This is a genomic window from Ruegeria sp. BB7, from assembly GCF_056539365.1.
This window is the reverse complement of the sequence record NZ_JBQFUV010000016.1, coordinates 17,019-43,845: the sequence shown is the minus strand read 5'-3', so window position 1 is coordinate 43,845 and position 26,827 is coordinate 17,019. Positions and strand designations below refer to the sequence as shown.

26 protein-coding genes are annotated in these 26,827 nt (G+C 57.0%); 18 read left to right on the top strand and 8 right to left on the bottom strand.

What is annotated here, in order from left to right; genetic code table 11:
• Window positions 1-6 precede the first annotated feature (6 nt).
• From ACR0D7_RS17300 to ACR0D7_RS17290, 3 genes are read left to right on the top strand one after another with little or no spacing between them, the layout of a single operon-like run.
• Entirely contained in the window at window positions 7-1,092 is a 1,086-nt protein-coding gene (locus ACR0D7_RS17300) for a microcin C ABC transporter permease YejB (RefSeq protein WP_170387668.1), read from the top strand.
• A complete protein-coding gene (locus ACR0D7_RS17295; RefSeq protein ID WP_480680139.1) occupies window positions 1,093-2,199 on the top strand; it encodes an ABC transporter permease in 1,107 nt (368 codons plus the stop codon).
• Window positions 2,196-3,773 (top strand): ABC transporter ATP-binding protein, encoded by a 1,578-nt coding sequence (locus tag ACR0D7_RS17290; RefSeq protein WP_480680138.1) that lies wholly within the window; start codon window positions 2,196-2,198, stop codon window positions 3,771-3,773. The genes ACR0D7_RS17295 and ACR0D7_RS17290 overlap by 4 nt, the downstream gene beginning before the upstream one ends.
• A gap of 23 nt (window positions 3,774-3,796) precedes the next feature.
• Here the strand turns inward: ACR0D7_RS17290 and ACR0D7_RS17285 are convergent, their stop codons facing one another.
• Both ACR0D7_RS17285 and hemN read right to left on the bottom strand, forming a co-directional pair.
• Window positions 3,797-5,725: an elongation factor G gene (locus ACR0D7_RS17285; protein WP_480680137.1), complete on the bottom strand. Its 1,929-nt coding sequence runs from the start codon at window positions 5,723-5,725 to the stop codon at window positions 3,797-3,799.
• 175 nt (window positions 5,726-5,900) lie between these two features.
• The gene (hemN, locus tag ACR0D7_RS17280; RefSeq protein WP_480680136.1) at window positions 5,901-7,256 is read right to left on the bottom strand and encodes an oxygen-independent coproporphyrinogen III oxidase; all 1,356 of its coding nucleotides are present in this window, start codon (window positions 7,254-7,256) and stop codon (window positions 5,901-5,903) included.
• A gap of 49 nt (window positions 7,257-7,305) precedes the next feature.
• Between hemN and fnrL the strand changes: the two genes are divergently transcribed.
• Both fnrL and ACR0D7_RS17270 read left to right on the top strand, forming a co-directional pair.
• Window positions 7,306-8,061 (top strand): transcriptional regulator FnrL, encoded by a 756-nt coding sequence (gene fnrL / locus ACR0D7_RS17275; protein WP_480680135.1) that lies wholly within the window; start codon window positions 7,306-7,308, stop codon window positions 8,059-8,061.
• A gap of 72 nt (window positions 8,062-8,133) precedes the next feature.
• Entirely contained in the window at window positions 8,134-8,385 is a 252-nt protein-coding gene (locus ACR0D7_RS17270; protein ID WP_480680134.1) for a GlsB/YeaQ/YmgE family stress response membrane protein, read from the top strand.
• Window positions 8,386-8,423: 38 nt separating this feature from the next.
• Here ACR0D7_RS17270 and ACR0D7_RS17265 read toward each other — a convergent pair whose 3' ends face one another.
• A complete protein-coding gene (locus ACR0D7_RS17265) occupies window positions 8,424-9,263 on the bottom strand; it encodes a universal stress protein (protein ID WP_480680133.1) in 840 nt (279 codons plus the stop codon).
• 196 nt (window positions 9,264-9,459) lie between these two features.
• On the opposite strand from ACR0D7_RS17265, the gene ccoN reads away from it, so the two are divergent.
• From ccoN to nusG, 11 genes are all read left to right on the top strand, one after another.
• On the top strand, window positions 9,460-11,067 hold the full coding sequence (gene ccoN, locus ACR0D7_RS17260; protein WP_170387655.1) for a cytochrome-c oxidase, cbb3-type subunit I: 1,608 nt from the start codon (window positions 9,460-9,462) through the stop codon (window positions 11,065-11,067).
• 14 nt (window positions 11,068-11,081) lie between these two features.
• Window positions 11,082-11,810, top strand: coding sequence for a cytochrome-c oxidase, cbb3-type subunit II (gene ccoO / locus ACR0D7_RS17255; RefSeq protein WP_170387652.1), 729 nt, complete (start codon window positions 11,082-11,084; stop codon window positions 11,808-11,810).
• 10 nt (window positions 11,811-11,820) lie between these two features.
• Window positions 11,821-12,006 carry a cbb3-type cytochrome oxidase subunit 3 gene (locus ACR0D7_RS17250; RefSeq protein WP_170387651.1) on the top strand — a complete coding sequence of 62 codons (186 nt, stop codon included), beginning with the start codon at window positions 11,821-11,823 and terminating at the stop codon, window positions 12,004-12,006.
• The gene (gene ccoP, locus ACR0D7_RS17245) at window positions 12,003-12,866 is read left to right on the top strand and encodes a cytochrome-c oxidase, cbb3-type subunit III (protein WP_480680132.1); all 864 of its coding nucleotides are present in this window, start codon (window positions 12,003-12,005) and stop codon (window positions 12,864-12,866) included. Before ACR0D7_RS17250 ends, ccoP begins: the two co-directional genes overlap by 4 nt.
• 376 nt (window positions 12,867-13,242) lie before the next feature.
• Entirely contained in the window at window positions 13,243-14,118 is an 876-nt protein-coding gene (locus ACR0D7_RS17240) for a LysR family transcriptional regulator (RefSeq protein WP_480680131.1), read from the top strand.
• Window positions 14,119-14,220: 102 nt separating this feature from the next.
• Window positions 14,221-15,648: a cytochrome c oxidase accessory protein CcoG gene (ccoG, locus tag ACR0D7_RS17235; protein ID WP_480680130.1), complete on the top strand. Its 1,428-nt coding sequence runs from the start codon at window positions 14,221-14,223 to the stop codon at window positions 15,646-15,648.
• 1 nt (window position 15,649) lies between these two features.
• Window positions 15,650-16,108, top strand: coding sequence for a FixH family protein (locus tag ACR0D7_RS17230; RefSeq protein WP_480680129.1), 459 nt, complete (start codon window positions 15,650-15,652; stop codon window positions 16,106-16,108).
• A 4-nt stretch (window positions 16,109-16,112) separates the two neighbouring features.
• Window positions 16,113-18,290 carry a heavy metal translocating P-type ATPase gene (locus tag ACR0D7_RS17225; RefSeq protein WP_480680128.1) on the top strand — a complete coding sequence of 726 codons (2,178 nt, stop codon included), beginning with the start codon at window positions 16,113-16,115 and terminating at the stop codon, window positions 18,288-18,290.
• 5 nt (window positions 18,291-18,295) lie between these two features.
• On the top strand, window positions 18,296-18,454 hold the full coding sequence (ccoS, locus tag ACR0D7_RS17220) for a cbb3-type cytochrome oxidase assembly protein CcoS (protein WP_170387639.1): 159 nt from the start codon (window positions 18,296-18,298) through the stop codon (window positions 18,452-18,454).
• Window positions 18,455-18,536: 82 nt separating this feature from the next.
• Complete coding sequence (gene secE, locus ACR0D7_RS17215) at window positions 18,537-18,734, top strand: preprotein translocase subunit SecE (protein WP_480680127.1); 198 nt, start codon at window positions 18,537-18,539, stop codon at window positions 18,732-18,734.
• A gap of 200 nt (window positions 18,735-18,934) precedes the next feature.
• Window positions 18,935-19,468 carry a transcription termination/antitermination protein NusG gene (gene nusG, locus ACR0D7_RS17210; protein WP_170387635.1) on the top strand — a complete coding sequence of 178 codons (534 nt, stop codon included), beginning with the start codon at window positions 18,935-18,937 and terminating at the stop codon, window positions 19,466-19,468.
• Window positions 19,469-19,601: 133 nt separating this feature from the next.
• Here the strand turns inward: nusG and ACR0D7_RS17205 are convergent, their stop codons facing one another.
• The 4 genes from ACR0D7_RS17205 to ACR0D7_RS17190 form a co-directional block, all read right to left on the bottom strand.
• Window positions 19,602-20,366 carry a hypothetical protein gene (locus ACR0D7_RS17205; protein WP_480680126.1) on the bottom strand — a complete coding sequence of 255 codons (765 nt, stop codon included), beginning with the start codon at window positions 20,364-20,366 and terminating at the stop codon, window positions 19,602-19,604.
• A complete protein-coding gene (locus ACR0D7_RS17200) occupies window positions 20,363-21,223 on the bottom strand; it encodes a hypothetical protein (protein WP_480680125.1) in 861 nt (286 codons plus the stop codon). The genes ACR0D7_RS17205 and ACR0D7_RS17200 overlap by 4 nt, the downstream gene beginning before the upstream one ends.
• A gap of 231 nt (window positions 21,224-21,454) precedes the next feature.
• Entirely contained in the window at window positions 21,455-22,351 is an 897-nt protein-coding gene (locus tag ACR0D7_RS17195; protein ID WP_480680124.1) for a sulfotransferase domain-containing protein, read from the bottom strand.
• A 459-nt stretch (window positions 22,352-22,810) separates the two neighbouring features.
• On the bottom strand, window positions 22,811-24,022 hold the full coding sequence (locus ACR0D7_RS17190; protein ID WP_480680123.1) for a peptidoglycan-binding domain-containing protein: 1,212 nt from the start codon (window positions 24,020-24,022) through the stop codon (window positions 22,811-22,813).
• A 383-nt stretch (window positions 24,023-24,405) separates the two neighbouring features.
• Between ACR0D7_RS17190 and rplK the strand changes: the two genes are divergently transcribed.
• Both rplK and rplA read left to right on the top strand, forming a co-directional pair.
• Window positions 24,406-24,855: a 50S ribosomal protein L11 gene (gene rplK / locus ACR0D7_RS17185; RefSeq protein WP_010440985.1), complete on the top strand. Its 450-nt coding sequence runs from the start codon at window positions 24,406-24,408 to the stop codon at window positions 24,853-24,855.
• Window position 24,856: 1 nt separating this feature from the next.
• The gene (rplA, locus tag ACR0D7_RS17180) at window positions 24,857-25,555 is read left to right on the top strand and encodes a 50S ribosomal protein L1 (protein WP_480680122.1); all 699 of its coding nucleotides are present in this window, start codon (window positions 24,857-24,859) and stop codon (window positions 25,553-25,555) included.
• 77 nt (window positions 25,556-25,632) lie between these two features.
• Here rplA and ACR0D7_RS17175 read toward each other — a convergent pair whose 3' ends face one another.
• A complete protein-coding gene (locus tag ACR0D7_RS17175; RefSeq protein WP_480680121.1) occupies window positions 25,633-26,673 on the bottom strand; it encodes a Hint domain-containing protein in 1,041 nt (346 codons plus the stop codon).
• Window positions 26,674-26,827 lie beyond the last annotated feature (154 nt).

The following is a 26,827-nucleotide window of genomic DNA, read 5'->3' as shown; positions in this document are numbered from 1 at the left end:
GCCCCCATGGGAGCATATATTCTAAGACGCCTGTTGCTGGTCATCCCAACCCTTCTTGGGATCATGATCGTCAACTTCACACTCGTTCAGTTCGTCCCCGGTGGGCCGATTGAACAGATCATCGCCCAGATGGAAGGCGGCGGTGACGTATTTGAAGGCATTGCCGGAGGCGGCAGTGACATCGAGCAGCAGACCGGCGGCGCCAATGATCGTTACGTCGGCGCGCGTGGCCTGCCGCCCGAATTCATAGAAGAGCTTGAGAAAGAGTTCGGCTTCGACAAACCTCCGGTTGAACGATTCCTCAACATGATGGGCAACTACCTGACGCTGGATTTTGGTGAGAGCTATTTCCGCTCAATCAGTGTGACTGATCTGGTGTTGGAGAAGATGCCTGTGTCGATCTCTCTGGGGCTGTGGTCGACATTGATCGCCTATCTGGTGTCGATTCCGCTGGGCATTCGCAAGGCGGTCAAGGATGGATCACGCTTTGATACCTGGACCAGCGGCACCATCATCGTGGCCTATGCTATCCCCGGCTTTCTTTTTGCGATCCTGCTGCTTGTCCTATTTGCCGGTGGCTCATACTGGCAGATCTTCCCGCTACGGGGGCTGACCTCGGACAATTGGGACAGTCTCAGCCTGATTGGCAAGGTCGCGGATTATTTCTGGCACATCACCCTGCCTGTCATTGCCCTGACGATTTCCGCCTTTGCGACGCTGACGCTGCTGACCAAGAACTCGTTTCTGGATGAGATCAAGAAGCAGTATGTCATGACAGCGCGCGCCAAAGGTTTGAGCGAAAGCAAGGTTCTCTATGGTCACGTTTTCCGCAACGCGATGCTGATCGTCATCGCGGGATTCCCTGCGGTGTTTATTGGCGTGTTCTTCGGAAGCTCGATTATTATCGAGACGATCTTCTCGCTGGACGGTTTGGGCCGTCTGGGGTTTGAGGCCGCCGTGGCCCGCGATTATCCGGTGATCTTCGGCACGCTGTTCATTTTCGGCCTGATGGGGCTGGTTGTCGGCATCATCAGTGACCTGATGTATGTGCTGGTCGACCCGCGCATCGACTTCGAAAAGCGGGAGGGGTAAATGGCCTTGTCCCCACTCAACCAGCGCCGCTGGCGCAACTTCCGCCGCAACGGCCGGGCGTTCTGGTCGCTGATTATCTTCTCGGTTCTGTTCGGCCTGTCGCTGTTTGCCGAGTTCATTGCGAACGACAAACCGATCCTTGTGCAATACAGGGGGGAGTTCTACACGCCGATCTTCAACTTCTACCCCGAGACCGCGTTCGGCGGCGACTTCCAGACCGAAGCGATCTATCGCGACCCCGAGGTTCAGTGCCTGATCGACAGTGGCGGGCTTGAGGAGTGCTTCGACGACCCCGAAGGCATCATTGATCAGATTAAGGCCGGAACATTTGAGGCTGAAGGATATGAAAAGGGCTGGGCAATTTGGCCGCTGATTCCGTATTCCTTCAATACCAGCGTGGATCGTCCGGGGGCTGCGCCGCTGCCGCCCAATGGTCAGAACCTGCTGGGTACAGATGACACCAAACGTGACGTTCTGGCTCGAGTAATCTACGGTTTCCGCCTGTCGATCCTGTTCACGCTGATGGTTACCGGTGTCGCCAGCATGATCGGTATCTTCGCGGGTGCCATTCAGGGGTTCTTTGGCGGTTGGCTCGATCTTGTTTTCCAAAGGATCATCGAAATCTGGTCGGCCACACCCTCGCTCTACGTCATCATCATCATGTTTGCCATTCTAGGACGAAGTTTCTGGCTATTGGTGGCGCTGATGATCCTGTTCAGTTGGACCGGGTTAGTGAGCGTTGTCCGGGCCGAGTTCCTACGTGCGCGTAATCTTGAATATGTCCGTGCGGCACGGGCGCTGGGCGTGGGCAACATGACCATCATGTTCCGCCACATGCTGCCCAACGCGATGGTAGCGACGCTGACTTTCATGCCGTTTATCGTGACCGGCACGATTGGCGGCTTGGCTTCGCTGGATTTCCTAGGCTTCGGCCTGCCCTCATCGGCCCCGTCGTTGGGGGAACTTACCTTGCAGGCGAAACAGAACCTGCAGGCCCCGTGGCTGGCCTTCACCGCCTTTTTCACCTTTGCCATCATGCTGTCGCTGCTGGTCTTCATCTTCGAAGGCGTCCGCGATGCGTTTGATCCCAGAAAGACCTTCTCATGAGCCTGTTGGATGTGAACAACCTCAAGGTCTCGTTCAAGCAAGACGGACAGGTGAGCGCGGCGGTCAAGGGTGTGTCCTTCACCGTGGATCGGGGTGAGACCGTCGCTTTGGTGGGTGAATCCGGTTCGGGCAAATCCGTCACCGCCCTGTCCACAGTGTCCTTGCTGGGCGATAGCGCCATTGTCGAGGGCTCCGTCAAATACGATGGCGACGAGATGATCGGCGCCTCGCAGGACAAGCTGATGGATGTTCGCGGCAATGACATCAGCTTTATATTTCAGGAGCCGATGACTTCGCTGAACCCGCTGCACACGATCCAGAAGCAGATGGCCGAGTCGCTGGCTCTGCACCAGGGGTTGAAAGGCGATGCAGCGCGCGAGCGGATTGTGGAACTGCTGACCAAGGTCGGTATTCGTGACCCGCGCGAGCGGTTGGACAGCTATCCGCATCAACTCTCGGGCGGGCAGCGGCAGCGTGTCATGATCGCGATGGCGTTGGCCAACAAACCGGACATTCTGATTGCGGATGAGCCTACTACAGCATTGGATGTGACCATTCAGGCGCAGATTCTGGAGCTGCTGGCCGAGTTGCAGAAATCCGAGAATATGGGGATGCTGTTCATCACCCACGACCTCGGAATCGTGCGCCGGATTGCTGACCGGGTTTGCGTGATGAAAGACGGTGAGATTGTTGAAACCGGCGCAACGGCTGAGATTTTTGACAACCCACAGCATCCTTATACGCGCAAGCTGCTTGGGGCCGAACCTTCGGGTCAGCCTGATCCTGTCTCACCCAGCGCGGAAGAGGTCGCCCGGACCGATCACCTGAAGGTCTGGTTCCCAATTCAGCGCGGGTTTCTCAAGCGGACCGTTGGTCATGTGAAAGCAGTGAATGACGCGACCCTCAGCGTCCGCGCCGGTGAAACGCTGGGGATCGTCGGCGAAAGCGGATCGGGCAAGACGACGCTTGCCTTGGCGATCATGCGGTTGATCGCATCCGAGGGGGGCATCACCTATCGTGATCAGGACGTGCGCCGCTGGTCCACGCGTCAGTTGCGGCGGCTGCGCAAGGACATGCAGATCGTGTTTCAGGACCCGTTCGGCAGCCTTAGCCCACGGATGACCTGCCAGCAAATCATTGCCGAGGGGCTGGCGATCCACAAAGTTGACCCCCACCGCGCCCCGCGCGAGCTGGTCGCCGAAGTGATGACCGAAGTGGGCCTCGACCCGGCGGCGATGGACCGCTATCCGCATGAATTCTCGGGCGGGCAACGTCAGCGTATCGCGATTGCACGTGCAATGGTCCTGCGCCCCAAACTGTTGGTACTGGACGAACCGACCAGCGCACTGGACATGACGGTACAGGTGCAGATCGTCGATCTGCTGCGTGATCTGCAGCGGAAATACGGTCTGGCCTATCTGTTCATCAGCCACGACTTGAAAGTTGTGCGGGCTATGTCGCACAAAGTGATCGTCATGCGGAATGGCGATGTGATCGAAATGGGCGCGGCTGAAGACCTGTTCGAGAATGCCCAGACCGACTATACCCGCGAACTGATTGCAGCGGCGGGCTGAAAACAGCCCGCCACGTGCGGAATTCAGGCGTTTGCTTTCTCGCGGTCGGTTGATTTTGGCACCGGTCCGCGTAGTTCTTCATAATGATCGAATGTCAATTTGACCCATCCGGTGCCGCGCGTGGCGCTGGCAAGGGTGCGGTGCAGTTCGTCTTCGGCCACGGCAGGTAGTTGGGCGTTGAAAATTTCCCAGCCCGAGGCATTGGGATTGCCCTCAAAGCCCAGAACCTGACCCTGCAAGGAACTGATCGTGGGAACCAGATCGCCGACGAAATCCGAAGGCAGGTGAATCTCGGCGTTCAGGATGGGTTGCAGGACGACCGGTTTGGCTTGTGGCAGGGCCTCGCGTACAGCGTTTTTGCCTGCGGTTCGGAACGCATAGTCCGAGCTGTCCACGTTGTGGTGTTTACCATCGCTGAGCGTGACCTTCACGTCAACCACGGGAAAGCCTTCCGGCCCCTGCGCCAGCGCGTCCTTGGCACCGTGTTCGACGGACGGGATATAGTTTTTGGGCACTGCACCTCCCTTGACGATTTCTTCGAACTGAAACCCGGACCCGCGCGGCATGGGCGCGACCGAGATTACCACGTCGGCGAACTGCCCTGCGCCGCCCGATTGCTTGCGATGGCGGTGACGATGTTCGATCGGCGTGCGGATGGTCTCGCGATAGGCGGTCTCAACCGGATCGGTGGCGATCTCGATACCGAAATCTTCGGCCAGTTTGCCCGAGACGCGCCGCATGTGCTGCGGCCCCTGAGACCCCAAAACGGCGTGACCGCTGAGCTCATCCTGCGCCAAATGCAGGCCCGGGTCGATCTCGACCAGACGAGACAGCGCGTTGGACAGGCGCACGTCATCACGCTCGTGCGCGGGTGACACGATCTGCCGATGTGCCGCCGGGTGTGAGGCTGCCCATTCAGGCAGTGGGGTGGCTGACGTACTGTCATAAAGGTTGCCGGGGTTCAGGTGGTCGGACTTCACCGCAAGCCCGATTTGTCCTGCGGGCAGTTCGGAGATCTGTGTCTTGGCGTCCAGCGTTGTCAGGTTGCCCACCGTTTCACCGCCCAGATTTTCATGTGCCTTCACACCTGCGCCCAGCCCGCGCAGGACCACGATCTTGCCGATATGTTTCTTCACATCCGCAAACCCGGCGATGGCGCGGGCATTTTCTTCGGCTTCATCGCGACCGGCGGCGATGTCGAATTCCGGCGCTTCGTGCCGCAGGGCTTTCATCAGGCGGGTCAGCCCATTGCCGTGGCTGGCTGCGCCCAGGCAGGCGGGAATCAGCTGGTGGTTCTGCAGCACCTGTGCGGCCAGTTCATAAACCTCGGCACTGGGTGGCTGCTTGTCCTCAATCAGCTGCTCCAGCAGGTTGTCGTCGAAATCCGACAGGGTTTCCAACAATTCCGTGCGGGCTTCCTGTTCGCGATCCTCGACCGATTGAGGCAGCTCGATCAGGGCCGAGGGCTGCCCTTCCTGATATTTCCACGCCCGCTCAGATATCAGGTCGACTGCGCCGACAATATCTTCGCCTTCGCGGATCGGCACTTGCCGCAGGGCTATGTGGTGGGTGCAATAGGTTTGCAGCGCCGAGATGATGTCGCGAACCCGGCCGTTGGGATTGTCCATCCGATTGATGAACAGAAAACAGGGTATGCCAGCCTCTTCGACCAGACGCAGGTAGGGCGCGCAGAGCACAGCAGCGTTTGGGTCGGGTGGCACGACCACTACAGCGGCATCCGAGATTGCCATGGCGGGTCCGACATAGGCCAGATTGTCGCCGCCGCCATCTACGTCGATGGCGCACCAGGGCTCGTCCAAATAAGAAAAACCGTGCAAATGCACGGTTCCGGATACGTCGAATGTGGTGGGCCGCCCGTCGAGGCGGCTAATAGCCTCGACCAGAGTGGTTTTGCCCGATTGGCTGGGGCCGAGGACGGTGAAAACGCGCATGGGTGCTGTCCCTCTTTCAAATTGCAGATCGGCTGCACGAAAGGGAAAGCCTTACGCGAAAGCGTTGGCATGAACTGTCTGGTACTTGGCCTGCCTCAGGCGCGGGCGAGTACCACCCGCCCTGCAAGTTTGGAAAAAACTGACCCGCCGCGTCAAGCCCTGACCTTCTATCGGGTCAGATTGCCGAGCTGTGGCCAGCTTTGCTCAGATCATAAGCGTCGAAACTGCCAGCAATCATGCGGGTCAGCGGGCGCGCCTCGATCGGGATGAACAACCCGTCCTCGGTAATCCGCAGCAGGCCGTCAAAGGCGGCATTGGCCTTTTGGTACATGCCCTGCAGCTCGGCCTTGGTAATGTCGTGGTCGCGCAGTATCTCGGAGCTATTGATCTGGAAGTCGCACATCAGCGCCTCGATCAACCGGGCGCGCAGGACGTCTTGCCCTTTGAACAGGTGGCCGCGCGAGGTCGAGAACCGTCCTTCGCGGATCGCCTTGGTGTGGGCCGAAGTCGCAGGCGCGTTCTGGGCATATCCCTGCGGAAAGCGCGAAATCGAGCTGGCACCGACGCCGATCAGGACATCGGCCTGATCGTCAGTGTAGCCTTGGAAGTTCCGCTTAAGCTGCCCGGCTTTCAAGGCACGGGTCAGGCCGTCATCCTGCGTGGCAAAGTGGTCGATGCCGATCTCGGCGTAATTGTCCCACATGAACAGGCGGCGGGCCGTGTCAAACAGGTCCAGCCGTTCTTCTGGTGTGGGCAGCGCGTCTGAAGGGATCAGCTGTTGCCGTTTGGCCATCCAGGGAACATGGGCATAGCCGTAAAGTGCTACGCGATCCGGGCTGAGCGACAGCAGTTTCTGCACGCTTTCCGTCATCCGTGCCTTGGTCTGGTGCGGCAGCCCATACAGGATATCGGCGTTCAGGCTTGTGATTCCGCGGGCGCGGATCATATCCACGGCTTCGCGCGTGGTGTCATAGCTTTGAATGCGCCCAATGGTTTTTTGAATCTCGGCGTCGAAATCCTGCACCCCGATTGAGGCGCGGTTCATCCCGGCCTCGGCCAATGCGTCGAGGCGGGCCTCATCAATCTCGTTTGGGTCGATCTCAACTGAGAATTCGGCGTTCGGCCCCAGTGGCACCACCTCAAGAATCCGTGCCGCCAGTTCACGCATCAAATCCGGGTTCAGCAGGGTTGGTGTGCCGCCGCCCCAATGCAGGCGCGACAGGGTGACGCCCTCGGGCAGGCGCGCGGCCAAAAGATCCAGTTCGGCCTTCAGAACGTCCACATAGGCAATCACCGGATTATCGGTCTGCGTACCTTGCGTCCGGCAGGCACAGAACCAGCACAATCTGCGGCAGAATGGTACATGGATGTACAGCGAAACTTGACTGCCGGGTTTGATCCCGGAAATCCAGTCACCATAAAGACTTGCCTCCACGTCATTGCTGAATTGGGGCGCGGTGGGATAGCTTGTGTAACGCGGGACTTTCGCGTCAAATAGTCCAAGCTTTGCCAATTGAGGTTTCACAGTCATGGCGATACCTTTATGGGACGGCCCGCCAAGTTGCTTTGACCAAGATCAAATGGAAACGCGCATGACACCGATATTCAAAGTCGACCACACGAACTGTGAAGATTGCCCCATCCGGCATCGCGCAGTGTGCGCGCACTGTGATGCGGATGAGTTGGAAGAGCTTGAAGGCATTAAGTATTACCGCAGTTTCGAAGCTGGTCAGACGATCATCTGGTCCGGGGATCAGATGAACTTTGTTGGTTCTGTCGTGTCTGGAATCGCGTCTTTGACGCAGACGATGGAGGACGGGCGTACTCAAATGGTAGGTCTGTTGCTGCCCAGTGATTTCGTCGGGCGCCCCGGGCGCGAATCTGCGCCCTATGACGTACAGGCGACCACTGATCTGGTCATGTGCTGTTTTCGTAAAAAACCCTTTGAAGAGTTAATGAGCTCAACGCCGCATATCGCGCACCGCTTGTTGCAGATGACGCTGGACGAGTTGGATGCAGCCCGCGAATGGATGCTGGTATTGGGACGTAAGACCGCACGCGAGAAAATTGCCAGCCTGTTGTCGATCATTGCCCGCCGCGATGCGTCGATCAGCCAGAAGGGCAATGTTGGCCCGATCGTGTTTGATCTGCCACTGACCCGCGAGGCGATGGCCGATTATCTGGGCCTGACGCTGGAAACGGTAAGCCGTCAGATTTCGGCCCTGAAAAAGGATCAGATCATCTTACTTGAGGGCAAGCGCCACGTCACAATCCCGGATATGGGGCGCCTGATGGAAGAGGCTGGTGACGATTCGGATGGCGGGTTTCCGATTTGATGCTTGCCGCGTGACTGTGCTTTGACGTCATGTTTAACTGGCCCTGAACGAGGCAAACTTCAGGAGTAAGTAATGGTATTTAGTAGCATTCTGGCGATGCTTTTCATTGGCGCGGTCGCCGGATGGCTGTCAGGCAAAATCATGGAAGGCCGTGGTTTTGGCTTGATCGGCAATATTATTGTTGGCGTCGTCGGTGCATTTCTGGCCGGTTTGATTTTCCCGGCTCTGGGTTTCTCCATTGGTGGGGGTGTCTTGTCCTCGATCCTATTTGCGACCATCGGCGCAGTGATCCTGCTGTTCCTGATTGGGCTAGTGAAGAAATAGAAAACCGCCCCAAAGGGCGGCTTTTTAGGAAGGTTCACCTAGTGCGCCAAGAACACTGGGACCGAAGCCTGCTCCAACATGTTTCTGGTGGCGCCGCCCAGAATGGCCTCGCGGAATCGCGAATGCCCATAGGCCCCCATTACGATCATATCGGCCTGGGTGTCCGAGGCGTGCCGGTTTAGGATATCGGACACGCGGGTCATCGTCTTGCTGAGCACGTCGATCTCACATTTCACACCATGGCGGGCCAGCATCTGTGACAGCATTCCGCCGGGGTCCGAGCGATCGGGGCCATGGCGCGGCGGGTCAATCACTACAATGCGCACCAGATCGGCTTGAATCAGGAAGGGTAGGGCACGTCGGGTGGCCCGCATTGCCTCGACACTTTCGTTCCACCCAAGCAGGATTGTGCCGGGGCGGTCGAACGGAGTCGTATCGTCGGGCGTGACCAGAACCGGCGCATGACCTTCGAACATGGCGGCTTCGATGATCGGCTCGGCCTCGGCGCCGCAATCTTTTCCATAGGGTTGTGGCAGAATGACAAGATCCGAGAAGCGGGAACGATGGGCCACATGGCGCCCGATATCGGCGATCTGTGCTACGCCACTTTCGGCGGACCAGCGGGTCCCTGTCTTACCCAGATAGTTCTTTGCATAAGCCAGAACTTCTTCGGCTTCAGCGTTTGCACGGTTGAGTGTTTCCTGAAGAATCAGCGCATTAGCACCGGCATAATAGTACCCTGTCTGGCTGCGGTCGACGCCCAGACACAGTGCTTCGGCATGTGCATCCTGCGCATGCGCCAGAGCGGCCATCTGTGCCAGTGCCGGTCGGCTTTGCTTTGCATCTGTGATGACTGTGAGAAGCGATTTATACGCCATATTGACCTCGTGCCTTGAACGCGCGTCGTGCTGCGGCTTGATGCCTCAGCAGACAATACACGATAGTCATAGAATTCAGGCTATTGTCTTGACACAGATCAAAGCAGTTCCGGCCTCTGTCGGACAAAACAACAGCCAGTCAAAAAGGTCCTGCGACACATAAAGAATCGCGCGGGGCATGGCAAAGGGACGCAATATGTCAAATTACATCAAGCTGATCGTGCTTGGTCTCGTCGTGGTATTTGCCGCGATCGGGTCCAATTATGCACGCGATTTGGCGTATCAGGTGCATGCAATTCTGGTGATGCTGATCGCCGGTGGTTTGTTCATCTGGACGCTTCGAAACACCGATGAGCCAGATATTCTAGTCGACCGCTCGGGTGAGTACATGGATGACGTGATCCGCTATGGCGTGATTGCGACCGCCTTTTGGGGCGTGGTCGGGTTCCTGGCGGGGACCTTTATCGCGTTTCAGCTGGCCTTCCCGGTGCTGAACTTCGAATGGGCTCAGGGTTATCTGAATTTTGGCCGTTTGCGTCCGCTGCACACCTCGGCGGTGATTTTTGCGTTTGGCGGCAACGCGCTGATCGCGACGTCTTTCTATGTGGTGCAACGCACCAGCGCCGCGCGCCTGTGGGGCGGCAATCTGGCGTGGTTTGTGTTCTGGGGTTACCAGCTGTTCATCGTGCTGGCTGCGACCGGCTATGTTCTGGGCGGCACCCAGTCCAAGGAATATGCGGAACCCGAATGGTATGTTGACCTGTGGCTGACCATCGTCTGGGTTGCCTATCTGGCCGTGTTCCTCGGCACCGTGGTCAAGCGGAAAGAGCCTCACATCTACGTGGCAAACTGGTTCTATCTCGCGTTCATCGTCACTGTTGCCATGCTGCACCTTGTCAACAACATGACCATCCCGGTCAGCATTTGGGGTTCGAAATCAGTCATCGTCTGGTCGGGCGTTCAAGATGCCATGATCCAGTGGTGGTATGGCCACAACGCCGTGGGCTTCTTCCTGACCGCAGGCTTCTTGGGCATGATGTATTACTTCATTCCGAAACAGGCCGAGCGTCCGGTGTTTTCGTACAAGTTGTCGATCATCCACTTCTGGGCGCTGATCTTCCTGTATATCTGGGCCGGTCCGCACCACCTGCACTATACCGCGTTGCCGGATTGGGCCTCGACGCTGGGCATGGTGTTCTCGGTCATCCTGTGGATGCCTTCGTGGGGTGGTATGATCAACGGTCTGATGACCCTGTCGGGGGCCTGGGACAAACTGCGCACCGACCCGGTGATCCGGATGATGGTGATCTCGGTCGGCTTCTACGGCATGTCCACGTTCGAGGGTCCGATGATGTCGATCCGCGCTGTGAACTCGCTCAGCCACTACACCGACTGGACCATTGGTCACGTGCACTCGGGCGCGCTGGGCTGGAACGGTATGATCACCTTTGGTGCGCTGTACTTCTTGGTGCCCGTCCTGTGGAAGCGTGAGCGTCTGTACTCGCTGCAAATGGTCAGCTGGCACTTCTGGCTCGCCACTATCGGCATCGTTCTCTATGCCGCGTCGATGTGGGTCACCGGTATCATGGAAGGCCTGATGTGGCGTGAAGTGGATGCCAACGGCTTCCTGGTGAACTCGTTCGCCGACACCGTGGCCGCGAAGTTCCCGATGTATGTGGTGCGTGCTCTGGGTGGCGTGTTGTTCGTCGCTGGTGCTGTGATCATGTGCTACAACCTGTGGATGACTGTGCGGAAAGCGCCGGCCAAAGAGGCTAGCCTGACCGTCGCGGTCCCGGCTGAATAAGGAGGGCCGGAGCAATGGCAATTCTCGACAAACATAAGATCCTCGAGACCAACGCGACCCTCCTGCTGGTATTCAGCTTTTTGGTCGTGACCATCGGTGGCATCGTTCAGATCGCACCCCTGTTCTATCTTGAGAACACCATCGAGAAAGTGGAGGGCATGCGCCCTTACACACCTTTGGAAATGGCGGGGCGTGAGATCTACATTCGCGAAGGCTGCTATGTGTGCCACAGCCAGATGATCCGCCCGATGCGGGATGAGGTTGAACGCTATGGCCACTACTCGCTGGCGGCTGAATCGATGTATGACCACCCGTTTCAGTGGGGTTCCAAACGCACCGGGCCTGATCTGGCGCGTGTTGGCGGCCGCTATTCCGATCAGTGGCACGTAGACCACCTGCGTGACCCACAGTCGGTGGTGCCTGAATCGGTCATGCCGAAATATGGCTTCCTTGAGCATCGCAAGATCGACGGCAAGTATATCGCCGACATCATGAAGGCGAACGCGGTTGTGGGTACGCCCTATACCGAAGAGATGCTGGCGAACGCTCAGGCCGATTTCCGTGCGCAGGCCGACCCGGACAGTGATTATGACGGGCTGCTGGAGCGTTATGGCGACAAGGTCAGCGTTCGCAACTTCGACGGTCAGCCTGAGCTGACCGAAGCGGATGCGATGGTCGCTTATCTGCAGATGCTGGGAACGCTGGTCGATTTCTCGACCTTCACCCCGGACGCAAGCCGATAAGGAGGGTGTGATGGAAGAATATACACTCTTACGGCAGTTCGCGGATAGCTGGATGCTGCTTGTGCTGTTTGTCTTCTTTGTCGGCATTATTGTCTGGGTTTTCCGCCCCGGCGCCAGCAAGGAATACAAGGACACCGCCAACATCCCCTTCCGGCACGAAGATAAACCCGCCACATCCAAGGAGGCGCGGCCATGAGCAAAACACCTGAAAAACTGCCGGGCGACCCTAAGACAACCGGGCACAGCTGGGACGGTTTGGAAGAGTTCGACAACCCGATGCCCCGCTGGTGGCTGTGGACCTTCTACGTCACCATCATCTGGGGTGTGATCTACACGATCATGTATCCCGCATGGCCTCTGGTACAGTCGGCAACGGCTGGCGTGACCGGCTGGTCCTCGCGCGGTGAAGTGCAGGAAGAAATGGTTTCCTTTGAAGAGGCCAATGCGCCTTGGAACGCCAAGCTGGTCGAAACGCCGCTGGAACAGATTTCGTCCGATGCTGAACTGCAGCAATACGCAGTGAACGCAGGTGGCGCGGTGTTCCGCACCTGGTGTGCACAGTGTCACGGCTCGGGTGCACAGGGTGCGCCAGGCTTCCCGAACTTGCTGGATGACGCATGGCTGTGGGGCGGTACGCTCGAAGATATCGAGTTCACCATTGCCCACGGTATCCGGAACGAAGAAAGCGACGATGCTCGCTATTCTGAGATGCCGGCCTTTGGCGAAATCCTCGAGAAGGAAGAAATCGCCCAAGTGGTTCAGTACGTGATGTCGCTGACCAATGCACAGTCTGATGAAGCGGCGGCACAGGCTGGCAAGGTTGTCTTTGAAGACAATTGCGCAGCCTGCCACGGCGAAGACGGTACTGGCGACGTGTTCCAAGGCGCACCGAACCTGACCGATGCGATCTGGCTCTATGGCGGCAGTGAAGAAGCTCTGACCGAAACGGTCACTTACAGCCGCTTTGGCGTGATGCCTGCTTGGGAAAACCGTCTGACCGATGCGCAAATCCGCGCTGTCACGGCATACGTCCACCAGTTGGGTGGCGGTCAGTAAAGGCAAAAGAATACCTTCGGACGGCTCGCCGCCCGAAGGTTGAGGCACCGGCTGTTCCATCTGTTCGCGCGTTTCCTGAACAGCCGGTGCTACAACCTCAGACTAGTGACCCGTTTTGGTCCGGTCCATAGTGCCTGTTATTTCGAACAGGAATGTGAAGCGCGCTTTGTTTTCTTCCACCAGTACTCATCGAGCGCCCTCTCGCGGTACTCAGGTGTTTTGCAGTTATCCGTCTGGGTGGCAACCAGAAAGGATTGGGCGAGAATCGATAGCATCTTATCTTTCCTTTTTTGTTCTTCCGATTGAGTTCAAGATTGATTTTTCGGGGCGGAAATGCGACTCAATTGTAATTCGGTTATGTAAGTATGGATTACATATGGACTGGATGAAGATGCCGCCACTTTCATCGCTGAAAGCCTTTCATGCCTTTGCCCAAACCAGGAACGTGGTAAAGGCTGGTGATTTATTGAATGTTAGCCACGCTGCCATTAGTCAGCAGTTGCGTGCGCTCGAAAAACATCTTGGTACCGCCCTGTTGGATCGGCGCGGGAAGTCACTGCGGCTAACAGCCGAAGGCGAAAAACTGGCCCGTTCCCTGCAGCTTGGGTTTGGTGCCATTGGAGATGCCGTCGCTGATCTGATGCACCTTGCTGAGGATCGCCCCGTTCATGTTTCATTGACCCCTACTTTTGCCGCTTCTTGGCTGATGCCACGCCTGCCGGCGTTTCAGGCTCTCCATTCAGATATCCCCTTGGCGCTGGATCCTTCGCCCAAGATTGTGAGTTTGCGCCCGGGTGGAGTGGATGTGGCGATCCGGTACGGCGATGGCGATTGGCCGGGCCTGAATGCGGAACTGTTGCTGCAAAGCCCTATCGTGATTGTTGCCGCGCCCTCATTATTGGGTGGTAAGACGTCATTGACGCCGGATGAGCTGAGCCAATTGCCCTGGCTTGAGGAGCTTGGCAGCACTGAAACCACCACTTGGCTGGCCCGGCACGGCGCCGAACGAGGCCCCAGCGCAGGTCGGATCGCAATGCCCGGAAATCTGGTTTTGGAAGGGGTGCGGGCTGGTCAGGGCGCGGCAGTCACGGTGCGACATTTTGTTGAGGCCGATATTGAAGCTGCACGTGTCATTGAGCTGTTTCGAGAGCGTGGCACGCTTGGATACCACATTGTTACCGGAAATACGCCGTTGCGCCCTGCGGTCAAAACTTTTGTTGGCTGGCTCAGGCGACAAGCTGGTAAGATGTGACAAAAGGTGTCTGTGCGATGCGCTTTTGACCCATGTCAAAGTGGCTATCTTTGTGTTCTGGAAGAAGACGCCTATTATACCAGCCATATCTGGAGCCAGCTCGTGAGCGATTCCGACCCCGCCCCCAGCCTTTACGCTGCAAGGGAGCCGATTTTTCCCAGACGCGTGTCCGGGCCGTTTCGAAACCTGAAATGGATCATCCTCGCGGTAACGCTGGGCATTTACTACATAACGCCGTGGATCAGGTGGGATCGTGGACCCAGCCTGCCGGATCAGGCAGTGCTGCTGGATCTGGCAAACCGGCGTTTTTACTTTTTCTGGATCGAAATCTGGCCGCATGAGTTTTATTTCGTGGCAGGCCTGCTGATCATGGCGGGTCTGGGGCTGTTTCTGTTCACCTCGGCGCTGGGACGTGTCTGGTGCGGCTACGCTTGTCCGCAGACTGTATGGACCGACCTCTATATTCTCGTCGAGCGTTGGATCGAAGGTGACCGGAATGCGCGTTTGCGTCTGCATCGTCAGGAAAAACTGGATTTCCGCAAGGTCCGACTGCGGGTGACGAAATGGACCGTCTGGCTCTTGATCGGTCTGGCGACGGGCGGGGCCTGGGTGTTTTATTTCGCAGACGCGCCGACGTTGCTGCGCGATCTGGTCACCGGCAATGCACACCCGGTCGCTTACACTACTGTTCTTATTCTGACTGGTACGACCTTTTTGTTCGGTGGGTTTGCCCGCGAACAAATCTGCATCTACGCCTGCCCGTGGCCGCGTATCCAGGCCGCAATGATGGATGAAGACACTCTGGTCGTCGGCTACCGTGAATGGCGGGGTGAGCCGCGCGGCAAGGGTAAGCGAACAGCCGATTCCGAGTTGGGTGATTGCATCGATTGCATGGCCTGCGTGAACGTCTGCCCGGTGGGCATCGACATTCGTGATGGTCAGCAATTGGAGTGTATCACCTGCGCGCTGTGCATCGATGCTTGCGATGACATGATGGCCAAGATCGGGAAGCCGCGCGGCCTTGTCGACTATATGGCTCTGAGTGACGAGACACGTGAAAAATCCGGTCAGCCGCCAAAGAATGTTTGGAAACATATCCTGCGGCCCCGGACCATCATGTACACGTCCATGTGGGCGGCGGTCGGCTTTGCCTTGTTGTTCGCCCTATTCATCCGCTCGGATATCGACCTGACCGTGGCACCGGTGCGCAACCCGACCTTCGTAACCCTGTCAGACGGCACGATCCGTAATACCTATGATGTGCGTCTGCGCAACAAACATGGCGAGGACCGTCTGTTCAAACTGTCCCTCTCTGGTGACTCCGCGATGCGAGTGGTGATCGAAGGCACAAACCTTGATACCGTCAACGTCACGGCGGATACTGCTCAGCTGCAACGCGTGTACATCATTGCGCGTAAGGAAACTGGTCCGGCGGCTGCGGATTCGACTCCGGTCCGGATCTGGGTCGAAGATCTGAAGAGCGGTGAGCGCGCCTCGAAGGACACCACGTTCAACGGACGAGGAAACTAAAATGGCCGAGCGTCAGTTTACCGGAAAGCATGCCCTTGCGGTATTTGTCGCGGCCTTTGGTGTAATCATCGCCGTGAACCTTGTGCTGGCCTACAGCGCGGTTAAAACTTTTCCGGGGCTCGAGGTCAAAAATTCCTATGTCGCAAGTCAGGAGTTCAATGAGCGGCTGCAGGAACAGCAGGCGCTGGGTTGGGACATCCGGGTTGAGGTCAACGGCGGTCTGTTGATTCTGTATATCACCGACAAAACTGGCGCTCCGGTCGAAGTGGCCGAACTGCAGGCCGTAGTCGGGCGTGCCACTCACGTGAAAGAGGATTTCTCGCCTGATTTCACTTTTGACGGTCAGGCCTACTCGACCCCGGCAGCGCTGGGTGAGGGGAACTGGAATATCCGCCTTGTCGCCAAGGATCGGGACGGGTCGGAATTCGCGCAGCGTGTGCCGCTATATGTGAAGGGGTGACCGGATGGCGGCGCAACTGACATCTGGCACAGCAGCTTGTCCGGGGTGCATTGCCAGTCCGGCGGAACCGGCGCAGCCCATCCCGCAGGATGTACAGATAGCGTTGTCGCTGCCGGGTATTCATTGCTCGGCCTGTATTGCAACCGTTGAACGTGAGCTGAACGCCCACCCGGGGGTTGAGAGCGCAAGGGTCAACCTGACGCTCAAGCGTGCAATGATCAAAGCTGCGCCCGATCTGCGCGCCGTCGACCTGATCCCGGTGTTGGAGCGTGCGGGCTTTGAGGCGCATGAATTGGACCCCGGTGCATTGTCGGCCACGCAAGCGGATAAGGCAGGGCGTGATCTGCTGATGCGGCTGGCCGTGGCCGGGTTCGCATCGATGAATGTGATGCTATTGTCGGTGTCGGTCTGGTCCGGGGCATCAGACGCCACGCGCGATATGTTCCACTGGATATCGGCGGCGATTGCGTTGCCTGCGATTGCGTTTTCCGGACAGCCTTTCTTTGCAAATGCCTGGTCGGCTTTGCGTGTTCGAAGGCTGAACATGGACGTGCCAATTGTTCTGGCAATCGTGCTGGCGCTGGTGACATCGCTTTGGGAAACCGCGTTAAGCGGTGAGCACGCCTATTTCGACGCGGCCCTAACGCTGACCTTTTTCCTGCTGGCCGGTCGTTATCTGGACTACCGCACTCGTGCCGCAGCGCGGTCTGCGGCTGAGGAACTGACTGCGCTTGAGGTGCCGCGCGCCATTCGACTGGTCGGTGATGCGGAAGAAGAGGTTGCCGTTGCTGCGCTGAACGTCGGTGATCTGATCCTCGTACGTCCCGGTGGTCGTATGCCGGTGGATGGCGAGATTGTCTCGGGTCAGTCGGAGCTCGACCGGTCCCTGCTAACCGGAGAAACCCTGCCTGTCTTCGCCGAAGCGGGTCTGAGTGTCAGCGCAGGTGAGGTCAACCTAACCGGCCCGCTGACCATCCGCGCGACGGCGGTGGGCGAGGAAACGTCGCTGCATCGTATGGCCGATCTGGTGGCCATCGCTGAATCCGGCCGGTCGCGCTATACCTCGCTGGCGGACAAGGCGGCCAAACTTTACGCGCCGGGTGTGCATATCCTGTCGGCGCTCAGCTTTCTGGGCTGGTACATTTATTCTGGCGATATCCGCACTGCGTTGAACATCGCCGCTGCCGTTCTGATCATAACCTGCCCCTGCGCGCTGGGTCTCGCGGTCCCTGCGGTGACCACAGCAGCCTCAGGGCGCCTGTTCCGCAAGGGGATGCTCATCAAGCATGCCACCGCGCTGGAACGTCTGGCTGAGGTCGATACGGTCGTCTTCGACAAGACCGGTACGTTGACCTCGGGTGCGCCTGAAATGACTAACCTGGGGGACCATTCCCGAGTTGATCTTGAGGTCGCTCTGGCTTTGGCCGAGGCGTCCTCGCATCCACTGTCGGTTTCGCTGGCTAAATCCGCGCGGGAGGCCGGGATCAAACCGGCTCGCTTGACCGGTGTTGTCGAAGTGCCGGGATATGGCACCGAAGGCTCCTATCATGGTCAGCTCGTCCGTCTGGGCCGGGCGGTGTGGACCGGCGCGGACGAAGGTAATCAAACCGCTGCTTGGTTATCAATCTCGGGGCAAGAACCGGTGGCCTTTCTGTTCTCTGACAGCTTGCGCCCTGGCGCTGCTGAAGCTGTGCAGGCGTTCCGGGATGCGGGCAACGAAGTCCTCCTCATTTCAGGTGACACGCAGGGCGCAGTTCAGGGCCTGGCTGAAAAGCTTGGGATTGAAAACTGGATCGCACAGGCTTTGCCACAGGATAAGGCCGCCCGCGTGCAGGAACTGAGCGAACAGGGTCGCCGTGTGCTGATGGTTGGCGATGGCTTGAACGACACAGCCGCACTGGCGGCTGCGCATGTGTCGATCTCACCCGCCTCGGCGCTGGACGCCGCGCGGGTAGCGTCGGATATTGTGCTGCTGGGCAACGATCTGGCCCCGATTGCCGACGCCTGCGACACCGCCGTCAAAGCGACCAAACGGATTCGCGAGAACTTCCGTATCGCCACCGTCTATAATATTATTGCAGTGCCGCTGGCGGTGGCCGGTTTAGCCACGCCTTTGATTGCGGCGCTGGCGATGTCGACCTCGTCCATCACTGTGTCCCTGAATGCCCTGCGCCTGAGGTAGTTGATATGGAAGTTCTGGCCTATCTGATCCCGATTTCCCTGTTTTTGGGAGGGGTTGGCCTTGTGGCTTTTATCTATACGGTTCGGTCCAACCAATATGACGACCCCGAGGGCGATGCGCGCCGCATCCTAAGTGATGAATGGGACGACAAGCCCAAGCCCTGATCCGTCGCGTCCAACCGCCCTTGAAATTGCCGCAATGCCCGGTTATGTCCGGCCTATCCGCTAGCAGAGAGAACCAAGCCAAATGGCAACTATGAATCCGATCCAGTTCATTCAGCAAGTCCGTGCCGAAGTTGCAAAGGTCGTCTGGCCGACCCGTCGCGAGGTTCTGCTGACCACGGTCATGGTGTTCATCATGGCGGCTTTGACGGCCGTGTTTTTCGCGCTGGTTGATCTAGGCATTCGCGGCGGATTGCAACTGGTCCTTGGCATGTTCGGCTAAGGTGGTTCCGGCAGTGCGGAAACGCCACTGCCCCCTTGCACAGCGCGCAATGTCAGAGTAGTTGACACGGTACTATTCGGAATGGGCGTGCGGCGATTCGGGCTGCGCGCCGCTTTTTATTCCGGGTCACGTGATAGAATTTCAATGACGGTGCTTCAGGCATTCCGAAGGCACCGAAGGCAAACAAGGACGACAGGTTCATGGCGAAACGGTGGTACTCGGTCAGCGTTCTTTCGAATTTCGAAAAGAAGATCGCAGAACAGATCCGCACGTCTGTGGCCGAGCAGGGCCTTGAGGACGATATCGACGAAGTTCTGGTGCCCACCGAAGAGGTGATCGAAGTGCGCCGGGGCAAGAAGGTTACGACCGAACGCCGCTTCATGCCCGGCTACGTGCTGGTGCATATGGAAATGTCCGATCAGGGCTATCACCTCGTGAACTCGATCAACCGCGTCACCGGTTTCCTCGGCCCGCAGGGCCGCCCGATGCCGATGCGCGATGCCGAGGTGAACCAGATCCTCAACCGCGTTCAGGAAGGTGAAGAAGCGCCCAAGCTGATGATCACCTTCGAGGTCGGCGAGAAGGTCAAGGTCAACGATGGCCCGTTCGAGGATTTCGACGGCATGGTCGAAGGCGTGGACGACGAGAACCAGAAGCTGAAGGTATCGGTTTCGATTTTTGGCCGTGAAACCCCGGTCGAGCTGGACTTTACGCAGGTTACGAAGCAGGGCTAATAAGCCCGCCAACTTATTTATTGACGCCGCGCTGCCACGAGCATCGCGGCGTTTTTTGTTTTCATGACAACCCAGTTCTCAAGCTCGAAAGCGAAAGGAAGGTTACTACAAGACCCATCAAAGTGCTTTGCGGTTATGGCGGGCCGGGAATCAGTTTTCTTTGTTGAAGGACTGTAAGAATGTCGAGAATTGTCGACGGGCTGATATCCACAGAGCCGTCCAAGAATACACCAAGCCCGCCGTCTCCGATCTCCTTTGGGCCGCCATTTTCATAAACCGGGTCAAGTGACGCAAGTTCCGCGGGCAGTTCAGGACACAACGGGGTTTCATTCAAGACAAGGTCTACGGCGGCCAGCATCAGTTCCTTTACAGAGTCGAGAGTATCGTCTTCCAGAAGTTGCTCTCGCTGCGCTTCGGGGGCTGTAAGGGTAAGATCAATCAGCTTGAAATAGGCGCAGTTGTTACGCAGCTCGACAGTCGCTTGGGTGGACATGTTCGCCAGGATAGCCCTTTTTTGTTCACCTCGCTGAAAGTCGCGTTCGCTGGTTCGGCTGCATTCGAAGATCGTGATGGTCACGCCCCCGTCCAGACCGATTGTCTCGTCCTGGGCTTGAAAGCTCAAATCATCAAGACGCACTTGCAGGCCGCAATTGTCGACAATCGCATTGTCTGCCATGCGCTCTGGCACAATTTTCTGTATTTCACGCAGATCGAGCAGAGCCCCCACCCCGATCCGTGTGGGGGCCGTAGCGGTTAGATTCAGATCAAGCGTGTACGGCAGTTCCGTATCACGAACCGGTAGGGTCGCGTCGATGTCAAAATGCACCTGTTGAGCGTTGGCATCTCGGGCATCCAGTGCAGCTGCCATCAAAGCCGGTATCAAAAACCAAAGCCTCATTCCGCAAACTCCAATACGCCAAGTTCCTTCAGCCCCCCGAGGACTTTGACTATCGTTTCGGCGCTGACATCCGCGGACCCGACAACGGCTGCCCCCATCCCTCCAGGAGCGATTTCGCGTGTGCCTCCGGATTCATAGATCGGGTCGAGAACGGTGAATTCTTCGGGCAGCGGCGGACAAACCGGATTGGCAGCCAAGAACTCGCCACCCTTTTCCAGAACGGCTTCGTTGATGCGGTTGGTCAGCCCGAAAAGGTTGGAGATAGCGCCGATGAACCCGCGGGGGTCAAGATCAACTCCTTCAATGCTGAATGTAAGGCATTGGTCCTTTACCACGGCTTTGGCAATCGCAACCGCGTCTACGGTCGCGCCAAAGTAACGAAAGCCTGGTTCTTCATTCCGTTTGCACCGCGTGAATTGGGCACGGGCTGACCCTTCGACCTTTACGGTTTCACCTATGGCGGTAACGTCTCGGATCTCGAGATAGATCTGACGTTTACAGCTTTCTTCCAAAGGACCTGTCAGTATTTCTGGTGCTTTTTCCTGCAATCCGCGCAAGTCCATGAAGGCCTTCAACCGCAAACGGGTCGGGCTGGCTTCTTCGAGGCCGCTGTAGACGGTGAAGGGAACGGGAATATCGCGCAGCGGAACTTCCTTGGTCAGTTTGATCTGAAACCGACCGGCATAGGTGGCAGGATCAATTCCCGATGTTGCAAATGAAGCAGTGTTATTAGAGCCATCGGCTTGGGTGGCCGTTTCGGACGTTGCACCCTGATCTTGGGCCTTGCTGCCACATCCCGGCAACATTGCTAACAAAACGCAAATCAGCAGTCCTTTATTTGTTCGAGATGATGCCATCCCAGATCACCTCTTAAATAGGTAAGTCGCCTCAAGATACTCGCCAGCGTCTCTTAAGCAACTGAAGTATTCAGATTATTTGTTTCGTTCTGCGAACTCCGACCAGTATTGGAGCATGGTTGAGCCTGAAACGGGCCAATTGAGAGCATGGGCGCAATCGCTTGCCTTCTCTGGTACTCCGTCAATGACGGCCTGTTCGTGGGTTTCGACGGGATGGAACCTGTGATGCTCTTATTTTCCAGACGCTAGCCAATTGCTGCATTCCGGCCCGAGCTCTGCCAAGGACCTAGCCTCATAGCGGGCTTTGTCCTCTTCTGGGAGAACCTCACGCCACCGACCGTTCACGCCACGGTGGATGAATGTCTCTGCTCCACCATCCCAAAATATGCCACCTCCAGGGACAGACTTACTCGCATGTGCTTTCATGTAGTCAAAGGAACAGTGCTTGAGAATCGCATCCCAACGGCTTTCGTCGATCTCAATGTCGAGGAAATCTGCGATGCGGCGAATTTCCCCCGGCATGTCGCGTTTAAGAGCTTCAAAATGGATGAGTTGCACGTTGGGTAGATCGCGTATCTCCCACCATGTTCGAATATTTTCCCAGAAAGGCCACATCGGATGACCATCACTATCCAACCATTCCCTGAAGTACTGAACAGTATCTCGTGTTGGTCTTTCGATCGGTGGGCCTACCCGACCGGGCGTTTCATTTAGAACTTCATACCAAGTGTCGTTTGCGTTCGCATGATGGTTATGAAAGCTCCATACTACGTCCCGTCCATCGCGCCCAATGTATATGTATTTGGCTTGTTCTGAAAATACGAGCGCATCCACCGGCAAATGTGTTTTCAAGAAGCGGCGGTGCGTTTGCGATGCGACTGCTGGCAACTTAACCTCTTTGGGTGGCACCCGAAGGTCTAGCCACGGCGACATCTCAGCGACGTCGAGATCTTCTGCACCATTGAATATCAACTGAGCGACGATCTGCTGAACCCAAGTCGTTCCCGACTTTGCATAGGTAGCGATGATGATATCGTCATCACGAAACTCAAAATCATTCCACATGGTGGAGTCAAAGTGGTGGTTGTGAAACTCCCGTGTTTTCTTTGGTGATTCAAATCCTTTCATTTTCCCGATCCCTCCAGCGCCGTAAAAGTACTAGTCTGCCACAAAACGCCAATCCGAGAAAGAATCCGCGGCAATACTAGGCCCTGAAGTTGCTAAGATAGATTGGGATAAGCACGCGCTTTTCGGGCCCAAAGCGGTTTCGCCAAGCTGTAACGCCCGCCTCTTGCCAGCCCCACAGTTTCCCTGTTCATTCCACGTGTATTTTCTTCGGGCGAGATACTCTTGTGGAAATTTCAGGGAATGCATTTCTGGCTCGGAGCACGCTAAACAGACCAGGTCAGGCGCGGCTGTCAGTCCTCTGTTTTGACCTTCGGCCTGTCACCTCGGTTGACCTGGATTTTGCACAAGCTACGAAGCAGAGCAATCTTACCGGCTAATTTTGTAAGGCCGCGACGCGATTTGAAACGAAGCAAGATTTGGTTTCAGCATCACAGCCGTCCATACCGTATTTGCATCGACTTATTGCGCCTGCGTCATCGCCGCTCGGAGGAGTTGCGGTCGGTCGGATTGGGACGGTAAGAAGACAGCTTGCGATCCAGCGTCCAAAGCCGAAAGGCTCGCATCATACCACTGCATGGCAAGATCGGGACGTTCCCGCACTCCGAAACCTTCGCGCAGATGGTGTCCGATCAGCTCACCGTAGGCTGGCTCGCCCATTGCGACCAGCATCAGTGCGGATCCAACCGCGGTGTCCATGTTGTCCTGACGGTATCCAATTGCCAGGCAGACCTTGCTTGTAGCCGCAAGATCTTCGGGGCTTAGTCCGGACTCCAACGCAAGTTGCCGCATCTGGGTTTCCGCGTCGTTTTTCGAGCTGAGAGACAAGGTGTCAACTTGCGGTGCCAACATGTCACCATACGCTTCGCATTGGGCGCTAACCTGATCCGGCGTCAGCCCCTGGATATCCTGCATCAGATCTTCGCCGTGCGCCATCGCATAGCTACGAGCAAGGCAGAACTGCTCGCTGAGCGCAAAATCAGGATCGGACATGTTCGATAATGTTGTGTAGCCGCCATTTGTTGATGTCTGCAGCATTACCCCGCTACAGCGATTGGCCAGCGACGGTCCTCCGGTGCCGCCTGAGAACAGGCTCGGCAGGCTGGCTGACTCTGTATCCGAGGCATTCGTCCCGGGCTCGGTCTCTTGGGGTGTTGCGACCGGGATTGCTTGTGCCGGAGGTTGAGAAGCCGCTGTCAACGCAGAACCCGATTGAACTTGATGGCGGTATTCCATCAGAAGCGGTTGACCCGCTAGCTGGGTAGAGGCTTGTCCGCCGCTTGTCCCCCAATAGTAAGCCTGCATCAGGAAGTCACGCTGATAAGGTTGGAAGTCATAGCCATTCACGGGATATCCCATTGAGACTTGATAGCGTTCGATTGCTGCACGTGTGCCGCGGCCGACCTGACCATCGACGCGTCCTGCGTTGTAGCCGAAGTAATTTAGAGCAGTCTGAGTCTGCGCGCCCTGTGAGGTCGACGGAATGCCCGATCCATAGGTCCGAGTCGTTGTTTGTGTCTTTTTCTTTTGCTGGTCTTTGCCGATCAGATATCCGGCAACGCCGCCGACGACAGCGCCACCCAAGAAGTCACCTGCGTCAGCCCGTGCTAATTGAGGTGCGGTCGTAGCAAGGGAAAGCGCGATGCCAAGCGTCATAATAAAACGAATGATCATAATTAGCCTCCACTGAAAAACTCTACTTTCTCTGAGTATAGCACGGCAGATAGTATTAATGTGATACAAAGGCCGAACCTCGACCGATGAGTAGGTTAAAACGATCTTTTTACTGCGCTATTAAGTTCTTAGTGAAATACGGCTCATCATTAATAACGGTCCACATTCCTTGAGCCGTCGATTGCCCTATTGGAGCTCGATTCGATGGTTTTGAATTCAGAAGCCATGGCACTTGCCAACCCCCGCATTCCCCTGTAAACGCCGCCTCTATCGTCTTCGGGCGAGATTCTCTCGTGGGAGGTTGCTGGGATCGCGATCCCGGATCGGACCACGCAACATAATCTGGTCGGGGCGCGCCCTGACTTAGTTGAAAGGAAAACCAAATGGCCAAGAAGCTTGCTGGTACAATGAAACTGCAGGTTCCTGCAGGTCAGGCGAACCCGTCGCCGCCAGTTGGTCCGGCGCTGGGTCAGCGCGGCATCAACATCATGGAATTCTGCAAGGCGTTCAACGCCAAGACCGCAGACATGGAGCCCGGCGCTCCGTGCCCGACCGTGATCACCTACTATCAGGACAAGTCCTTCACCATGGACATCAAGACGCCGCCCGCGTCTTACTACCTGAAAAAAGCAGCTGGTCTGAAGCCGGTCGGCAAGCGTAACCGCCCCCGTGGTGCGGAAAACCCAGGTCGCGAGACCGTGGCCACCGTGACCTCGAAGCAGGTTCGTGAAATAGCCGAAGCCAAAATGAAAGATCTGAACGCCAACGACGTCGAAGGCGCAATGCAGATCATCCTGGGCTCGGCCCGCTCTATGGGCATCGAGGTGAAGTAAGATGGCAAAACTCGGTAAACGTACCCGCGCTGCGCGCGAAGCTGTCGCCGGCAAGGAAAACCTGTCGATCGAAGAAGCAGTTGCCCTGGTTAAGTCCAACGCAACCTCGAAATTTGACGAAACCATCGAAATCGCGATGAACTTGGGCGTTGACACCCGTCACGCAGACCAGATGGTTCGCGGCGTTGTCGGCCTGCCGAACGGCACCGGTAAAGCGATGCGCGTTGCTGTTTTTGCTCGTGGCCCCAAGGCGGACGAAGCGAAAGAAGCAGGTGCGGACATCATCGGCGCAGAAGACCTGATGGAAACCATTCAGGGCGGCACCATCGAATTCGACCGCTGCATCGCAACCCCGGACATGATGCCGATCGTCGGTCGTCTGGGTAAGGTTCTGGGCCCCCGCAACCTGATGCCGAACCCCAAGGTCGGTACCGTGACCATGGACGTGAAAGCGGCCGTGGAAGCAGCCAAGGGTGGCGAAGTTCAGTTCAAGGCGGAAAAAGGCGGCGTTGTGCATGCCGGTGTTGGCAAAGCGTCTTTTGACGAAGCCAAACTGGTTGAAAACGTCCGTGCATTTGTTTCGGCTGTTGCCAAGGCCAAGCCGTCGGGCGCCAAAGGCACCTACATGAAGAAAATCGCGCTGAGCTCGACCATGGGCCCGGGTGTGACTCTGGATGTGGCGGCTGCCGCGGGCGAATAAGCTCGGATTATATACTTGAAATGAAAACCCGGGTTGCGGAAGCAGCCCGGGTTTTTCAATTTCAGACCTGCCTTATTTCAAAGATAGGCGCGCAGAACGCTGGCTTCACGCGCATTGATTGTTGGGGCTACGGTGTGCTGGAAGGCATCACTAATCGCCTCTACCGACGGGAAAAGTGCTCTGATTTCAGCTCGCTGAGGAGAGGACAGCGCGTACTTAGCACCTTGCCCGAAATAGAAGCTTTCCGTCAGCGCGCCGTTCGACCGAACAATCTGATGTCGGTCGAACATGAAATGCACATAGGTGACGCGGTCTGTTTCGCGGATCGAAATTCCCGGATGGCCACACAGGTGTTTGGCAGCTACGAAAACTTCGGGGGACCCGAATAGCATGTCCGTCGCTGGTGCCTTGATGAGCACCCGGTGTTCTTGTGATACGATGAGGTCGCGTGTGTTACCGAGCGCCCCGGCCTCAATCAACACGGGAGCAAAAGCACCAACGCCTGACACCTCTGTTGTTCCGATCCACTGCACCGGTTGCAGCCCGTTGTCGCGGGTCCAGACGAGTTGACCGGGTTCAAGGTTCTGCACTTCTTCAACACCATCTGCGGTGTCTATCAGTGTCCCGGCACCAAAACACGTGATGAAGTCGGAATAGCTCGAACTGCCAGTGTTAGAGCCCCCGACTTTGATGTAGGAGGTTTCTGGCTCCAGCGGCTCTGAGGTACCATAGCCCCAGACATCCTGAGTAACGCCGTTCTGGGAAAACACATAGACGTCAATCTCGGGGCCGGTTGGGTTTCCATTCTCGTCCAGTGCGCGCACCGTGATGATGGACTCAGATTCGACCTGGGTTCCGTTGGCGACAAGCCCACCACCGTCGGTAATGACATGATCGTCTTCTTGATCATCATTGAACACATTGGGGCTGCCACCGGTATCGTCCAATGTGACCGTTGTCCCTGTGCCGCCGGAATAGACAAAGATCGTTCCGTCCGGTGTGTCCGAGTTATTGATGATCGAACCGCCGACAGTGATATCGTTGGCGTCGGCAGAGCCGGGAACGAAGGTGGCAATGAGGCTGGAGCTGTCCTGAGCGAAAAAACTGCGGAGAACCATCTGTGTGATCAACTTTCCTGATACTTGTTACGGCGACTCAAATGCGGCGAGCTCGCTCTTTTTCTAAATGGCATAGAGAAAGCGTTAAACCACGCCAGTCAATGTTGTTATACGCAGGAACCTGTGCACATTTGCGTCAAAAGGGCCTGAGCAA

Excerpts from the sequence above, each read along its gene's own strand:
- ACR0D7_RS17300 (WP_170387668.1), top strand. The coding sequence starts at position 7 with ATGGGAGCATATATTCTAAGACGCCTGTTGCTGGTCATCCCAACCCTT.
- ACR0D7_RS17295 (WP_480680139.1), top strand. The coding sequence starts at position 1,093 with ATGGCCTTGTCCCCACTCAACCAGCGCCGCTGGCGCAACTTCCGCCGC.
- ACR0D7_RS17290 (WP_480680138.1), top strand. The coding sequence starts at position 2,196 with ATGAGCCTGTTGGATGTGAACAACCTCAAGGTCTCGTTCAAGCAAGAC.
- ACR0D7_RS17285 (WP_480680137.1), bottom strand. The coding sequence starts at position 5,725 with ATGCGCGTTTTCACCGTCCTCGGCCCCAGCCAATCGGGCAAAACCACT.
- hemN (WP_480680136.1), bottom strand. The coding sequence starts at position 7,256 with ATGACTGTGAAACCTCAATTGGCAAAGCTTGGACTATTTGACGCGAAA.
- fnrL (WP_480680135.1), top strand. The coding sequence starts at position 7,306 with ATGGAAACGCGCATGACACCGATATTCAAAGTCGACCACACGAACTGT.
- ACR0D7_RS17270 (WP_480680134.1), top strand. The coding sequence starts at position 8,134 with ATGGTATTTAGTAGCATTCTGGCGATGCTTTTCATTGGCGCGGTCGCC.
- ACR0D7_RS17265 (WP_480680133.1), bottom strand. The coding sequence starts at position 9,263 with ATGGCGTATAAATCGCTTCTCACAGTCATCACAGATGCAAAGCAAAGC.
- ccoN (WP_170387655.1), top strand. The coding sequence starts at position 9,460 with ATGTCAAATTACATCAAGCTGATCGTGCTTGGTCTCGTCGTGGTATTT.
- ccoO (WP_170387652.1), top strand. The coding sequence starts at position 11,082 with ATGGCAATTCTCGACAAACATAAGATCCTCGAGACCAACGCGACCCTC.
- ACR0D7_RS17250 (WP_170387651.1), top strand. The coding sequence starts at position 11,821 with ATGGAAGAATATACACTCTTACGGCAGTTCGCGGATAGCTGGATGCTG.
- ccoP (WP_480680132.1), top strand. The coding sequence starts at position 12,003 with ATGAGCAAAACACCTGAAAAACTGCCGGGCGACCCTAAGACAACCGGG.
- ACR0D7_RS17240 (WP_480680131.1), top strand. The coding sequence starts at position 13,243 with ATGGACTGGATGAAGATGCCGCCACTTTCATCGCTGAAAGCCTTTCAT.
- ACR0D7_RS17230 (WP_480680129.1), top strand. The coding sequence starts at position 15,650 with ATGGCCGAGCGTCAGTTTACCGGAAAGCATGCCCTTGCGGTATTTGTC.
- ACR0D7_RS17225 (WP_480680128.1), top strand. The coding sequence starts at position 16,113 with ATGGCGGCGCAACTGACATCTGGCACAGCAGCTTGTCCGGGGTGCATT.
- ccoS (WP_170387639.1), top strand. The coding sequence starts at position 18,296 with ATGGAAGTTCTGGCCTATCTGATCCCGATTTCCCTGTTTTTGGGAGGG.
- secE (WP_480680127.1), top strand. The coding sequence starts at position 18,537 with ATGGCAACTATGAATCCGATCCAGTTCATTCAGCAAGTCCGTGCCGAA.
- nusG (WP_170387635.1), top strand. The coding sequence starts at position 18,935 with ATGGCGAAACGGTGGTACTCGGTCAGCGTTCTTTCGAATTTCGAAAAG.
- ACR0D7_RS17205 (WP_480680126.1), bottom strand. The coding sequence starts at position 20,366 with ATGAGGCTTTGGTTTTTGATACCGGCTTTGATGGCAGCTGCACTGGAT.
- ACR0D7_RS17200 (WP_480680125.1), bottom strand. The coding sequence starts at position 21,223 with ATGGCATCATCTCGAACAAATAAAGGACTGCTGATTTGCGTTTTGTTA.
- ACR0D7_RS17195 (WP_480680124.1), bottom strand. The coding sequence starts at position 22,351 with ATGAAAGGATTTGAATCACCAAAGAAAACACGGGAGTTTCACAACCAC.
- ACR0D7_RS17190 (WP_480680123.1), bottom strand. The coding sequence starts at position 24,022 with ATGATCATTCGTTTTATTATGACGCTTGGCATCGCGCTTTCCCTTGCT.
- rplK (WP_010440985.1), top strand. The coding sequence starts at position 24,406 with ATGGCCAAGAAGCTTGCTGGTACAATGAAACTGCAGGTTCCTGCAGGT.
- rplA (WP_480680122.1), top strand. The coding sequence starts at position 24,857 with ATGGCAAAACTCGGTAAACGTACCCGCGCTGCGCGCGAAGCTGTCGCC.
- ACR0D7_RS17175 (WP_480680121.1), bottom strand. The coding sequence starts at position 26,673 with ATGGTTCTCCGCAGTTTTTTCGCTCAGGACAGCTCCAGCCTCATTGCC.